Raw genomic sequence first — 13,440 nt, forward strand, 5'->3', positions numbered from 1 at the left:
AATGCTCGATGTAGCTGGCGATTCAGCACATGCTCCATATGAGCAAAATAAGTAATGTTTAAGTGGTCGTGAAGAAACCAGCGACAGAATGCTTGACCAAGTTCACTGGACCGACTGCGCTTAATTGATGGGGAAATTCCCAAGCCGTGACCTTGCAACCTAAAGTCGGAAGATGGCAAAAGAAATCGGACATGCTCGAACTGCACTGGGTCGGGTTCTGGAGGCGCTGTTCCGAATGAGTCGAGGTAGTAATGATGGAAGAGATTCGCCAATCCGACTTTGATAGAATCTGCGGCCTGGTTTTTTGTCGGATCCCTCCGAAGTTTGTGTGGGACAACCGGATATTTATTTAGAGCAAGGGTGAGTGTTCGTTCCATTGGATTTAAGCGAGTTGTTGTTAACCGAATTCTGTCTTCGAAGCGTTCTGTCTTTAAAGTGCGTCAATTTGTAATGACGAGAGTGATGCCTAACGTTAGCTAAGTTACGAGGTTCGAATGTGGATAGGTCTGAAAAACGTACTTCTCGAAGTAAACAGAAAATTGCCCTACTGCACTAAATTATCATGCATCTAGTCCATCGAGCCTCCTGAACTCGGGCGGAAGTGAGGTTTTATTTAGGCACAGCGCGCGAGCGGTCGCATCGAATCGGTAATTCTGGCAAAGGCATCACCCGATACATGCCTAGTTTGACTTAGCAGTTTAAAAATTAATCCTTCCAGGTTTCGGTTAAAAACGGGTTCATGCTCCTATTTTATACACCCTTTATGACGCCTCGGTGTTAATATTTAGACATTATTAAATACCCCTTTCCTTGCAAAATGGCACAAACTCAGAATTCCAAGCTGGCTGTACTGATCGACGCCGATAATGCCCAGGCCAGCATTATCAAAGAGCTTCTGGCGGAGGTTTCTTCGCACGGGGTTGCAACCGTTAAGCGGGCGTATGGCGACTGGACAACATCCAATCTCAAAGGGTGGAAGGAAACGCTGCACAAGATGGCTATTCAACCCATCCAGCAATTCAGCTACACCACGGGCAAGAATTCTACCGACTCGTCCTTAATCATCGACGCAATGGATCTGCTCCACTCCGGCACGGTCGATGGATTTTGTCTGGTATCGTCCGATAGCGATTTCACCCGGCTTGCCACACGCATTCGCGAAGCTGGTTTGCTCGTATATGGTTTTGGCGAAAAGAAAACGCCTGAACGTTTCGTTGTGGCATGTGACAAGTTCGTATACACGGAAATTCTGAGAGTTGCTTCGCCCTTAGCAGGTGAGTCAAAATCTTCAATTGCGACGACTCCTAATCCCGTCATCGAATCAATGACCGGACTAGAAGACTTGTTCCGGAAAGCAATTCTGGCGGTAGCGCGCGATGATGGATTTGCTCCTCTTGGCCCCGTCGGGAACCTGATGTTAAAAATGGACCCGTCGTTCGACCCCCGTAATTATGGCAGCCAGAAGCTCGGTGAGCTGGTCAGAAAACAGCCATACATCGAAGTCAAAGAAGTGCTGAGCGAGAAGTCTACCGCACACCATTTATCTATCCGCCTCAAATAAAAGACCGGGCCGACGTTGCGGAAGGTTTGAATTGAGCCTGGCTCTTGCGCATGCGCAAAGACGGTAATTGCAACAGGTTAATAATTAGCGCTTCATCTTGCCGGAGATTTAGGATGAGGCGTTACACAATCACGCTCGGCGCAGCAACCTCTGCGGGCGGTAAAGTCATCTCTGCCAGCAGTGCTGGCAGCATCAATGGCTTGCCGATTGCGCTGGAAAATGACACGATCTTCTGCCCCGCTTGCAAGTCTAAAGGGAAGATCGTATGCGTCGGGCCACGCATTCCAGAAACCTGGAATGGAAAACAGGTCGCACTTGAGAATGACTTGTGTATGTGTGCTTGCCCGTCGCCTCCAAAATTAGTTCCCAATCAAACCTTGCGGAGTCAAGTGCTTGAGGATTCCTCGGTGTCAGCAGGCGCAGCCCCCGTGAGCGATTTTTCTTCTCGCCGGAATGATAACGCGGTAGAGGACGAGATTATTGAGCAGTTTTTCTCTATCGTTGATGAACTTGATCAGCCAGTGGACGGTTTTCGCTATGACCTATACCAGGATGGTGCGATTCACAGGAAGGCTGCCAGCTATCTGAATGGTAATACGGAGAAAATTTACGGGGATGGCAATCTGAAGTTAGTAACTTGGTTCAATGCGGACGGAGCCAGTCGTCATGGGTGACAAGAACGCGAAGGGAACGCTGGCATTGCGTTCTGAGACAAGGCAGCTTGCTGCGATCGCTTATGGTGAGTCGTCACCCAAGGATGACCAAGACGAAATGTTTGCATTGGCCAGCGTCCTTGTGAGGCAGCGAGACGCACGTGGATACAAAGATATTATGAGTTTTGCGAGAAAGGAAAAGACGTTTGCCTTTGCCGTGAGCGATGGCAACCGCCGCTATGCAGATATGATGAAAGCGTCGGAAAAGGATATCGAACTGCATCCTGGAATGAAGATGGCAATCTTGGCCGCAACCAATGCGCTCGAGGGCGGGGAAGACAAGTCTAATGGCGCATATTTTTGGGATGGCGCTGATATCAAAGCGAACTACAAGCATCACTTCAAGGTCAGGCGGGGAATCAAGTTTACGGATCCATCGCATAACATCTACGGGATCCAGGAATCAACCAAGGTTGTAATCAAATACAAGACCACCAAAGTCAAGAACACCAGCACGGGCAAGGTCTCAATGACGCGTGTGGAGGTCGGTCGATACGATCAACAGTACGACTCGACAGCAGCGTACGGGGGAACCATTTTCTGGAAGTTCAATCCACAGTTCCTGGAAGTTACGCATGGATGGGAGTACAAATGATGCGCAGCGCTTTTTTACTCATGTTGAGCCTGATTTCGCTGGATGCCCAAGCTGCTGCTGAGCCTTCCAAAGCAGCGATTCGTGCCTGTTTATCCGCACGATCCATTTCATCGTCCGTTACATGGAGCGCTCTACCGACTGAAGAAATTAACTCGCAGGATGACTATGAGGATGGATTCAACGCAACCTACTATCTTAACGTGAAAGGGAAAGATGTCGGTTATGCGGAGAAGGGAGTGCAAAAGGGCATTCTCTTCGACCACAAGATATATCCGGTCGACTCGGCTCGAACGCTCTCCGGATTTGCAACACGTCCCACGGAGTTAAACCCATATTTAGCAGAGTGGGGCATGGTGAAGGATGGCCGCAGAAAATTTGTTTGTGTAAGTTTTCCATTTGGCGCACTGGGACAGGGCGGCAGTTTTCAAAAAATTAGAAGTGCCTATTTGCTGTCGCTCACCGGCTCAAAAAATGCTCGAATCCTCTATTCCGCGACTGGCAATATTGATGTGGTCATGCGGCCAAAATAGATTGCTTAGGTAGTCTAGCTAACCAGATGGTGCGGTGTTGAGATCTACCAGTTCGGAAGACGGAAGTCTAAGATGAAGACATTACTGGTTGCAGCGTTTTTGTTATTGGGTAACTTGAATATGGCCCATGGGGCGTCTGCCGTTCCCAAGGACGTTAGCAGCTTCATTTCGAAAAGGGATGGCTGCGATCACTTTCGTGGCGAACTTCCTGATCCATCGGAGAAGAAACGTATGAAGGAAGTCATCCGCAAAATCAACACCCTGTGTAAGGGCACCGATGAGGCGCTGGCTGCGTTAAAGAAAAAATACGCGAATAACGCGAAGGTGATGTCTTTGCTTAATGAGTACGAAGAAGAGATCGAAGGCCATCCAGTGCAGTAGCTACGCGCTACACCCGCAACATTCCCCGCTGCAGCGCAATGGTCACCGCATGCGTGCGGTCGTGGGCCTTGGTTTTCGCCAGGATGGTTTTGACGTGGGTCTTGATGGTCTCTTCGCTCAAGCCCATCAGCTCGCCGATTTTGCGGTTGGTGTTGCCGGCGGCGACGTAGCGCAATACCTCCAGCTCGCGCTGGGAGAGCAGCTCGCTGTCGCAGTAGTGGCCCAGCTCCAGCGCGACGTCGAGCGAGATATGCTTGAAGCCGTTGGCGATGTTGCTGATCGCCTCCACCAGCTCTTTGCGGATGCCGTGTTTCAGCATGTAGCCTGCGGCGCCGGCGGCCAGCACTTCGCGTGCCAGCACGTCTCCCTGGTAGGCGGTCAGCGCCAGAATGCGGGCAGCACTGTCGATGCGGCGGATGGCCTTGATCGCTTCGATGCCGCCCATCAGCGGCATTTTCAAATCGAGTACCGTGATGTCCGGGCGTAATTGCTCAAACAGCACCACCGCCATTTCCGCATTGTTCGCCTCGCCCACGACGTCGATCGCTTCCATGGTCGAGAGCACTGACACGATGCCTTCACGAAGAATTTCATGGTCATCGGCGATCAGGACCCGGACAGGTTTCGTTGAGGTTTTCATTGTCGGCTCAGTCAAGTATGTGTCAGTTGGCGCCGTCATATCTTACGATTCGGCCGCAATCGCTGCCAAGCTCTGCTGCGGTTTCGGCGCGATTCGCAGCGCGATCCTTCCAGTTATGCGGATTTTGTTCAAGCGCCGTCAAAACTTGCTAAGATGATTAATTCGCACATTGGAAAGAGTCATGGAACGGGCATACGGCGAAACAATGGGCGACTACTTTGCCGAGCAGCAGGCAGCTCTGCAAATCCGCTCGGCCGCGCTGGATCATCATGTGGCGGTGACGCACATGCGCTACGACGGCGCGGGAACCGGCTTCACCGATCCGGTGCCGCCGCAGCCCGCGCTGCTGATGGCGGTGCAGTTGAAGCCGCTGCTCAAGCACAATCTGTGGGTGGACGGCAAGGACATGCGGGTCAAGCCGTATCCGGCCGGCGCCCTGACGATGATGGATCTGCAGGCTTCGCCCATGGCCAATCTGGCCAGCAGCTACAACTGCGTGCAGCTGTATTTCGCCCGCGGCGCCCTGGACGCGCTGTCGGAGGCGGAGGGCGTCGCCAGGTTTGGCGAAATCCCGCTGATCAACGGCGGTGAAGACACCATCCTGGCGCATCTGGCGCAAATGGCCGTGTTCGCCGTCTCCCACGTTGGGCCGGCCACGCCGCTGTTTCTGGAAACGATGGCGCTGTCGGTCCATCGCCATCTGCTGAAACAATATTTTGGCCGCGCGCCGGCCTCGACGGCCGTGCGCGGCGGACTGGCGGGATGGCAGGAGCGCCGGGTGAAGGAGTACATCGAGGCCCATCTGCACGCGGGGATCGGGTTGCTGGCGCTGGCCGAGCAAGCCCAGCTGTCGCCGAGCCAGTTTGGGCGCGCCTTCAAGGCCAGCGTCGGCATCACGCCGCATCAGTGGATCATCAGCCGCCGGCTGGCCCGGGCCCGGGCGCTGATCGCGCAGCCGCATTTGTCGCTGGCGGAGGTGGCGCGTCTGTGCGGCTTTGCCGACCCAAGCCACCTGGCGCGGGAGTTCCGCAAAAGCGAGGGCGTGAGCGCCAGCGCGTGGCGCAAGGCGTTCGCCATCAACGGCTGACCGCATGTTCGGCTCTGCCGGTCGGCTGGCGGTGTCGCCATAGGCGGTGGCTTGTCCTACCGAGCGGCCACAGTGGAGGGCACTGGCCTACCCAACTCAGGGATGCCGCGCTTTTCGCATGGCATATGTGTCCGCACTTCCTTTGCGATTGTCGTGAAAATTTGTCGCCTGCGATGATGATGTCTCCAGCCAACCTGCTCGAACTTTCCAAGCGTTTCGATGCATTTCATCTCAGGAGAATTATCATGACTGTTATCCGTACCGACCTGGTGTTGTCGCAATCCGCCTTCAGCCACATCGTCGACGTGCCGTTTGAACAAATCGATATCGCCAAGTGGCTGTTCGCCTTGCCCGATGCGGAATACCAGCGCTGCGCGCCGCCCGACCACATCGCCGCCGGCGCCACCTTCACCGATGACGGCCGCCGCATGTCCATCAACGTGGAGATGATCGGCACCGGCCTGGTGGTGCAGCACTACGTCGGCGACATCACCGAAGCGGCGCATTGCCGCATGGTCTCCACCTCCGACGTCTTCACGCCCAACGGCCGCACCAAGGTGCAGGTGATCTGGGATCTGAGCGCGAAGAAAATCGACGACAACCGTACCGAGTACACCAACAGCGTGGTGTCGCATCCGACCGAAGAGTTCCTCGACTTCATCAAGGCACATGGCATCTCGTGGGAGCAGGCGTGCGCCGACCGCCAGGCCTCGTCGGGCGACCACAATCGCCGCGAGACGCCGCTGTTTGCTGAAAGCATCGCCCGCGCGGCGCGTGCCAACGGCTGATTGTGGCGGTTGCGGATTCCGCATCAGCCGCCATGGCCGAGCGGGACGCTTGGCAGCTTACTTTCTGAAGCGCTCCGTCAGCGGCCACAGGGTCAGTGTGGCGGCTACGGCGATGGCGCTGCCGAGCAGGTTGGTTTCCAGGCGCGCCAGTGCGTAGTTGTATTCGTTGAAGACTGGCATGGCGTAGTCGGCCACCAGTACGAAGGACGGCGTCAGGAAGGCGACGAAGACGCCGTAGCCCACCGGACGCAAAGTCATCGTCAGGCCGATCAGCGGGAACACCGCCAGCGCAATCGCCAGCGGCGAGGTTGCCAGGCCGCTGATGGCTACCGCGATGACGGTGCCGACCACCGTGCCCACCGCGCGCTCGACGCTGCGCGGCAGCGTGCCGGAGGCGGATGGCTGCAAGATCAGCAGCACCGCCATGGTGGCCCAGTAGCCGTTCGACAGGTCCAGCATGTGCACCGTCAAATAGGCCACGGTGGTGGCGATGCCGAGCCGCAGTGCGAAGTGCACGCCGTCGCTGGATAGCGAGGCATGGCGGCGCAGATGCCGCCAGCCTTCGCGCACGCTTTGCGCGGCGGCGGCGTGCCAGCGGGTGCTGTAGTGCTCCGGCGCGAAAGGGCGGATCTGCCAGATCACCACGCTCAGCGCGGTGGCGAACAGGCAGCCGAACAGGTACACGCCCAGGTAGGCCATGCCGCTGCTACCGCCGTGCCACGGCCGGTCCACCATCACCACGCAGGCGGTGGCGGCGAGGATGGCGACCTGGTAGGCCTTGGCGCCCCACACCCGCGCCAGTCCGGCACCGGTGACCACCAACAGGATGGCCAGCGCGCCGGCCGCCGTACCCAGGCTGGCGGCGTAGGTGGTCAAGCCGCCGGCCACGGTCGACAGCACGGCGAACGACAGCATCGACGCCAGCCGGTTGCGCGCGGTGTCCGATGCGGTAGCCAGCGAGGTCCAGAAGGCGCCAATCGCCGCCCACGCAAAGTCCGGCGCGTGCAGCGCGCAGCCCACCAGCAGCATGATGGCGGAGGCCGAGGCCGCGCGCATGCCTTCCAGCAGGTTGGCCTTGTCGGTGGCGTGGGTGAGCAGGGATTTGAGCATCATGAGGTCCAGCTTAAGCGCACACGCTCCGCGAATCCAATATTTCGTGCTAGTCTCTTCAAGACGAAAAAGATATCGCAACATGCTCTTCAAGATGAAAGGACAACGATGGAGTTTCGCCAGTTACGCTATTTCCTGGCCGTGGCCGAGCACCTGCATTTCACCGTGGCGGCCGAGCGGCTGGGCATTGCGCAGCCGCCGTTGAGCCAGCAGATCATCAAGCTGGAACGGGAGATCGGCACGCAGCTGTTCATCCGCCATCCGCGCCGCGTGGAGTTGACTGAGGCCGGCGTGATTTTCAAAGAGCGCGCGCGGCGCGTGCTGGACGACGCCAACGACGCGCTGGAACACGTGAAGATGGCGGCGCGCGGCGAGAGCGGCAATCTGTCGATTGGTTTTGCTGGTTCCACGGTGTTTCATCCAACTGTGGCGCGGCTGCTGCGCCGCTTCCGCGAGGACTATCCGGGCGTGAAGATCCGCACCGAGGAGAGCAACAGCACGGCGCTGCTGGGCAAGCTGGCCGACGCCCAGGTCGATTGCGCTATGATCCGCCTGCCGCTCGATTGCGGCGACCTGACCGTCACGCCGCTGGTGCAGGAGAAGATGATCGCAGTGCTGCCCAGCGGCCATGCGCTGGGCCGGCGCCGCACCATCGACTTGAAACAGCTGGCGGCCGATCCATTCATCCTGTACCCGCGTGCGATCAATCCTGAACTGTACGACGCCATCATCAGCGCCTGCCACGTGGCCGGCTTTTCGCCCAGGATTGAAATGGAGTCGCCGCAGATTTCGTCGGGCGTCAATATGGTGGCGGCGGGATTCGGCGTGGCCATCATTCCGGAGTCGATCGGCCAGTTTCGTTCCGAGGGCGTCACGTATCAGGACCTGCGCAATCAGGGGCTGGGCACGGCGATCGCATTGATTACGCGGCCGCGAGAGAAGTCGGTCACGGTGCGGAACTTTACCGACTTGGTCAAACAGTTCTACCGGCGCTGAGGGCGATGCAGCAGTTCGTCCATCACGCGTTTCTGGCGCAATTGGCGGCAGGCTGCTTGCAGCGCGGCGATGGTGGCGGCGTCGATCTGGGGATTTGCATACAGCGCCACCCGGCCGTGCATCAGCGGGTAGCGCGGGCTGACCTGGCCGGCCGCCTTGCCCAGCGCGTATTCGATGCTGTCGCCGACACCCAGCACCACATCCAGCCGCCCGGCCTGCAGCATGCGCACGCCCTGGTCGTAGCTGTCGAAGGCGTGCTTGTGGATGCGCGCTTCGGCTTCCAGTTCCGGACTGTAGCCGGAGTGGCGCAGCGTGCCGACGGTTTTGCCGAACAGGTCTTCCATGCGCTGGAAGCGGAAGCCGCTGCGGCCGAACACCACAATATCGACCGTGCCCACATAGTCGATGGCGGCGCCGCCCTTGGCGCTGGTGTCGATCAGCAGCGTCAGGTCTGCGCCGCCCCCGGTCAGCATGTGCGGCGCGCGGCCATAGGGCACCGGCATGGGTGTGATCGGCACACCGCTCAGCGTCGCCAGTTGTGCACACAACTCGATCAAGGCGCCGATAGGCTGGCCGTGCGGGCCGTTGCCGGCCCACGGCATCAGGTTGACCATCGTCAGACGCAACGGCGTGCGCGTGGCGGCAGTGGCGGCGGACGATGTCGCCGGCAGTGCGCCAAGCGCCGCGATGGCGGCCATGGACGCCAATGCACGGCGGCGTGTCACTACAGGCATGGAAGGCTCCTCGTGCGCGTTATTCTTCCCGTATTATGCCCATGAGCTGGCGAAAGCTGTGCAACTGGTTTGCGATACTAACTTCTGGAGGTGCGGAATGGATGGATTTCAGGCGGGCCGGCGCAGGTTGCTGGGGGCTGCTGCAGGGATGACGGCGATGGCGGTGCCGGGCGTATCGTCGGCATCATCGGGGGCGCCGTCATCGGCGGCGGACTGGGAGGCGATCGCGCAAAGCTATGACATCGCCGGCGATATCGTCAATCTGGAGAACGCCTACTACGGCATCATGGCGCGGCCGGTGGCGGAAGATTTCAAGCGCAATATCGATTACCTGAACCGCTATAACTCCTACTATCTGCGGCGCCAGTTCGACCGCGCCGGCATGGAGCAGTTGCGGGAACTGCTGGCGACCCATACCGGTGTAGCGGCGGAAGAACTGGCCATTACGCGCGGCGCCACCGAGTCGCTGCAAAACCTGATCTGCAATTACTGCTTGCTCAAGCGCGGCGACACCATCATGTACGCCAATCTCGATTACGACGCCATGCAGTACGCGATGAACGATCTGGCCCAGCGCAGCGGCGCCAAGGTGGCGCTGGTGAAGATCCCTGAGCCGGTCAACCGCCAGGCCGCCATTGACGTCTACGAACTGGCCTTGCGCCAGCATCCGCGTACCAGGCTGCTGCTGCTCACGCACGTCAACCACCGCACCGGCTTTGTGCTGCCGGTGGTGGAGATCATCAAGCTGGCCAAGGCGCGCGGCGTCGATGTGATCCTCGACGTGGCGCAGTCTTGGGGACAGCTGGACTACAAGCTGCCTGACCTGGGCGCGGATTTTATCGGCGCCAATCTGCACAAATGGGTTGGTGCGCCGCTCGGCACGGGTTTTCTGTATATTCGCAAGGAGCGGCTGGCGGATATCGGCGTCGAGCGCGGCGACGAGGACTATCCGGCCAGCGACACCCGCTCGCGCGTGCATTCGGGCACCTTCAACGCCGCTGCGCTGATGACGGTTCCGGCGGCGCTCAAGCTGCACGACGCAATCGGCGTTTCCAACCGGGGCCGCCGCCTGCGCGAGCTGCGCGACTACTGGGTGCGGCAGGTGCGCGGCCTGGATGGCGTGCAGGTGCTGACGCCGGACGATGCCGGCAGCTACGGCGCGGTGACCTCGTTCCGCCTGCGCGGTCACACCACGTTTGAACAGAACGCGGCGCTAGTCAACCGGCTGGTGGAGCAGTATCGGATTTTCACCGTGGCGCGCAAGGGGCCGGTGGGTGGCGCCTGCATCCGCGTCACGCCTGGCCTGTTCACCCGCACCGCCGATCTGGATCAGCTGGTGGCGGCGCTCAGGGATTTGTCTCAAAAGGGATAAGCCTACCTTTAGGCAGGTTACAAACGAGGTGCGCATCGGTTCCAATGTGATCTGGCTTTGCCACATCAATCACATAAGAAGGAGTATCACGTGAATTCCGAAAAGACTTCCTCCGACGTCAGCTCATCCCGCCGCTCGGCCATCGTCGGCGGCCTGGGTGCTGTTGCCGCGGCAGCGGCTGGCCTGCCTTCGATCGCCTCGGCTGCGACATCTTCCACCACCCCTCATCAAGGAGCATTCAACATGGACAGCGGTTTTGTTACAGTAAAAGACGGTAGCCAGATTTTCTACAAGGACTGGGGTCCTAAAGACGCACCAGTAGTCTGGTTCCACCACGGCTGGCCGCTGAGCTCGGACGACTGGGATGCGCAGATGATGTTCTTCCTGCAGCACGGCTACCGCGTCATCGCCCACGATCGTCGTGGCCACGGCCGCTCGACCCAGACCGACCATGGCAACGACATGGACACCTACAGCGCCGACACCGCCGCCGTGGTCGCGGCACTGAAAGTGAAGAGCGCCATCCACGTGGGTCACTCGACCGGCGGCGGCGAAGTGGTGCGCTACGTGCGTCAACACGGCAAAGGCCTGGTGACCAAGGCTGTGCTGATCAGCGCCGTGCCACCGATCATGGTGCAATCGGCCACCAATCCAGACGGCGTGCCGCTGAAAGTGTTCGACGACATCCGTCAAGGCACTGCGTTCAACCGTCCACAGTTCTACATGGACCTGACGATGCCGTTCTACGGCTACAACCGTCCGGGCGCCAAAGTGTCGGAAGCGATCCGCCAGAACTGGTGGCGTCAGGGCATGAACGGTGGCGTTAAAGCTGCCTACGATTGCATCTTCCAATTCGCCCAGGTGGACTTCAGCGACGACCTGCGTGCGCTGGATATCCCGGTGCTGGTGATGCACGGTGAAGACGACCAGATCGTCCCATTCGCCAACAGCGGCGCGAAATCGGTCAAGCTGCTCAAGCATGGCAAGCTGATTTCCTACCCAGGCTTCCCACACGGCATGCCAACCACGCACGCTGATGTGATCAATCCGGACCTGCTGGCCTTCTTCAAGTCCTGATCGCCGGTTAGACCCGTGGCGCAGCCGTCGCTCAATGCGACGGCCTGCGCCTTGCCGTGAGCAGGGCTGCCAGCAGCATCGACGCGCCCAGCAACGGAAACACCACGCCAATAGCGACGGCAATGACAATGGCGCCCAGCGCCAGGCGATCGCCTTGCCGGCAATGCGGCGGCGCAAACCTTCCGGTGGGACGACGCTTCCACCACACCATGAAACCGCTCACGCACAGCAGCATCAGCGCGACGCAGCCGAGCAGCATCACCATCTGATTGATCCAGCCATATTCCCCGCCTTGATGCACGCTGACGCCCCATTCGGTGACGCGGCCAATCGCGCCGATGCGATCCGCGCCCAGGTCCATCTGCACCTTGCCGCTGTACTGGTCGAGGTGGATCACGCGTCGTCCGGCCAGCTGGCGCGGCGTGCGGATGGCGCTGTAGACGGCTTGCGCGTCTTGCGGCAGCACCAGCCGATAGCCTTGGCGCAGGCCGGCGGCGGCCAGCGTACCCACTGCCTGGTCGGCGCTAATGCGGGCGATGCCGGCCGGTGCGGCGGGGCCGTGATGGCCGCCATGTCCGTGGTGTTCGGCGTGCGGATCGTCGGAGGCGGGCAGCGGTTGCTGCTGCAAGGTCCATGGCAGGTCACCCAGCGCGGAGGCGGGGATGGTGGAACGCGGCAGGTTGCGCCACATGCCGTTCGGCGCGCCGAGATCATGTTCGCTGAGCCAGCGGTTGACTTGCTGGCCCCAGACTGCGGTCCACGGCATGCCGGTCAGCGCCAGAAACAGGATGACGATGCCGCCGAAGGCGCCGGTGACGGCGTGCAGGTCGCGCCACCAGTTGCGTCCTGTGGCGCCGGGACGGATGCTGATCACGCCATGGCGGCGGCCGCGCGGCCACCACAGATAAGCGCCAGTCAGCATCAGCACAATGATCCAGCCGGCCACGGTTTCGATGACCATGCGGCCGCCGTTGCCCAGCACCGTCAGCGAATGCAGGTGCTTCACGAAGGTCATCACGCGCGCCGATTCGTCGATGGCGCCGAGTACTTTGCCAGAGGATGGATCGACGAATACCTGGCGTACCTTGCCGCCGGCTTGCGTGATGTCGACCTGCACGCTGTGCGTGTCGTCGTCCGGCAGTGTGATGGCTTTGGCGTCGCCCGGCTCTGCACGCAGCGCGGCGGCGATCAGCTGCGTGGGCGCCAGCGCTGGCCTGGTGTCGGCGTCGCGCAACAGCAGGCGGGCGTAGATCACGTCGTCGATCTGCTGATGAAACAAGTAGGCGGCGCCGGTCAGCGCCAGTAAAAAGATAAAGGGCAGGCAAATCAGGCCGGCATAAAAATGCCAGTGCCAGACGCGCCGGTACAATCCGGACGCGGAGGACGGGTGGGACATGGGAAATCTCCAGCTTTACAGATGCGAAGGCGCAGCGCGGTAACGGCGCTGCGGACGGACGAATCAGGCGGCGGCAGGAGGCGCGCGCGGATTGGCGGTCGACCAGATGAATAGCGGCGACGGCGAGTGGTAATACAGCGCAGGGAAAATCGGCTGCGCGCGGTGCAGCGGAAAGTGCCAGGCCGACGGTGGCGGCAACGCTGGCGGCGTCGCGTGCGCGGCGCAGTACGGACAATGCTCAAAAGCGTGGACAATCGCGTCCGACAGCGACTTGCCAGGCGGCGCCTTGACGCCGTCGATGGTACACATCTCCAGCCCCGGAACGCCGCCGGCCGCCGACATCGTATGCGACACGGCAGGCGCAACAGCACTAAACAGCAGCGCCAGAATGGCGATCCACAAGTGCAAGATGTTCCGTTTATCCGATAGGCGCATCCACCAATTATACCCACCCGCGCCG

The 13,440-nt window shown here is 59.8% G+C and carries 15 protein-coding genes; 10 read left to right on the forward strand and 5 right to left on the reverse strand.

What is annotated here, in order from left to right; genetic code table 11:
• Window positions 1-817 precede the first annotated feature (817 nt).
• From GTP55_RS10410 to GTP55_RS10430, 5 genes are all read left to right on the forward strand, one after another.
• Window positions 818-1,561: an NYN domain-containing protein gene (locus GTP55_RS10410; protein WP_161044854.1), complete on the forward strand. Its 744-nt coding sequence runs from the start codon at window positions 818-820 to the stop codon at window positions 1,559-1,561.
• A 113-nt stretch (window positions 1,562-1,674) separates the two neighbouring features.
• Entirely contained in the window at window positions 1,675-2,235 is a 561-nt protein-coding gene (locus GTP55_RS10415; protein ID WP_161044855.1) for a PAAR domain-containing protein, read from the forward strand.
• Window positions 2,228-2,869 carry a hypothetical protein gene (locus GTP55_RS10420; protein WP_161044856.1) on the forward strand — a complete coding sequence of 214 codons (642 nt, stop codon included), beginning with the start codon at window positions 2,228-2,230 and terminating at the stop codon, window positions 2,867-2,869. The genes GTP55_RS10415 and GTP55_RS10420 overlap by 8 nt, the downstream gene beginning before the upstream one ends.
• Window positions 2,866-3,399, forward strand: a complete 534-nt coding sequence (locus GTP55_RS10425; protein ID WP_161044857.1) for a hypothetical protein — start codon at window positions 2,866-2,868, stop codon at window positions 3,397-3,399. Before GTP55_RS10420 ends, GTP55_RS10425 begins: the two co-directional genes overlap by 4 nt.
• A gap of 72 nt (window positions 3,400-3,471) precedes the next feature.
• The gene (locus GTP55_RS10430; protein ID WP_161044858.1) at window positions 3,472-3,780 is read left to right on the forward strand and encodes a hypothetical protein; all 309 of its coding nucleotides are present in this window, start codon (window positions 3,472-3,474) and stop codon (window positions 3,778-3,780) included.
• A gap of 7 nt (window positions 3,781-3,787) precedes the next feature.
• Here the strand turns inward: GTP55_RS10430 and GTP55_RS10435 are convergent, their stop codons facing one another.
• On the reverse strand, window positions 3,788-4,459 hold the full coding sequence (locus GTP55_RS10435) for a response regulator (protein ID WP_308494725.1): 672 nt from the start codon (window positions 4,457-4,459) through the stop codon (window positions 3,788-3,790).
• Window positions 4,460-4,601: 142 nt separating this feature from the next.
• On the opposite strand from GTP55_RS10435, the gene GTP55_RS10440 reads away from it, so the two are divergent.
• Entirely contained in the window at window positions 4,602-5,507 is a 906-nt protein-coding gene (locus GTP55_RS10440; RefSeq protein ID WP_161044860.1) for a helix-turn-helix domain-containing protein, read from the forward strand.
• A gap of 245 nt (window positions 5,508-5,752) precedes the next feature.
• Window positions 5,753-6,295, forward strand: a complete 543-nt coding sequence (locus tag GTP55_RS10445; protein ID WP_161044861.1) for a hypothetical protein — start codon at window positions 5,753-5,755, stop codon at window positions 6,293-6,295.
• A 57-nt stretch (window positions 6,296-6,352) separates the two neighbouring features.
• Here the strand turns inward: GTP55_RS10445 and GTP55_RS10450 are convergent, their stop codons facing one another.
• Window positions 6,353-7,408, reverse strand: coding sequence for an FUSC family protein (locus tag GTP55_RS10450; RefSeq protein WP_161044862.1), 1,056 nt, complete (start codon window positions 7,406-7,408; stop codon window positions 6,353-6,355).
• 105 nt (window positions 7,409-7,513) lie between these two features.
• Between GTP55_RS10450 and GTP55_RS10455 the strand changes: the two genes are divergently transcribed.
• Entirely contained in the window at window positions 7,514-8,401 is an 888-nt protein-coding gene (locus GTP55_RS10455) for a LysR family transcriptional regulator (protein ID WP_161044863.1), read from the forward strand.
• Here the strand turns inward: GTP55_RS10455 and GTP55_RS10460 are convergent.
• On the reverse strand, window positions 8,389-9,135 hold the full coding sequence (locus GTP55_RS10460) for a substrate-binding periplasmic protein (protein ID WP_161044864.1): 747 nt from the start codon (window positions 9,133-9,135) through the stop codon (window positions 8,389-8,391). The two genes, GTP55_RS10455 and GTP55_RS10460, sit on opposite strands and share 13 nt — an antisense overlap.
• Before the next feature lie 97 nt (window positions 9,136-9,232).
• Between GTP55_RS10460 and GTP55_RS10465 the strand changes: the two genes are divergently transcribed.
• Window positions 9,233-10,507, forward strand: a complete 1,275-nt coding sequence (locus GTP55_RS10465; RefSeq protein ID WP_161044865.1) for an aminotransferase class V-fold PLP-dependent enzyme — start codon at window positions 9,233-9,235, stop codon at window positions 10,505-10,507.
• A gap of 243 nt (window positions 10,508-10,750) precedes the next feature.
• Complete coding sequence (locus GTP55_RS10470; RefSeq protein ID WP_202423655.1) at window positions 10,751-11,584, forward strand: alpha/beta fold hydrolase; 834 nt, start codon at window positions 10,751-10,753, stop codon at window positions 11,582-11,584.
• A 31-nt stretch (window positions 11,585-11,615) separates the two neighbouring features.
• On the opposite strand, the gene GTP55_RS10475 is transcribed toward GTP55_RS10470, so the two are convergent.
• Together GTP55_RS10475 and GTP55_RS10480 are read right to left on the reverse strand one after the other, a co-directional pair.
• Entirely contained in the window at window positions 11,616-12,980 is a 1,365-nt protein-coding gene (locus GTP55_RS10475; protein ID WP_161044867.1) for a PepSY-associated TM helix domain-containing protein, read from the reverse strand.
• A gap of 63 nt (window positions 12,981-13,043) precedes the next feature.
• Window positions 13,044-13,388, reverse strand: coding sequence for a DUF2946 domain-containing protein (locus GTP55_RS10480; RefSeq protein ID WP_161044868.1), 345 nt, complete (start codon window positions 13,386-13,388; stop codon window positions 13,044-13,046).
• Window positions 13,389-13,440 lie beyond the last annotated feature (52 nt).

It is taken from the genome of Duganella margarita, assembly GCF_009857535.1.
GTDB classification, from domain to species: Bacteria; Pseudomonadota; Gammaproteobacteria; order Burkholderiales; family Burkholderiaceae_D; genus Rugamonas; species Rugamonas margarita.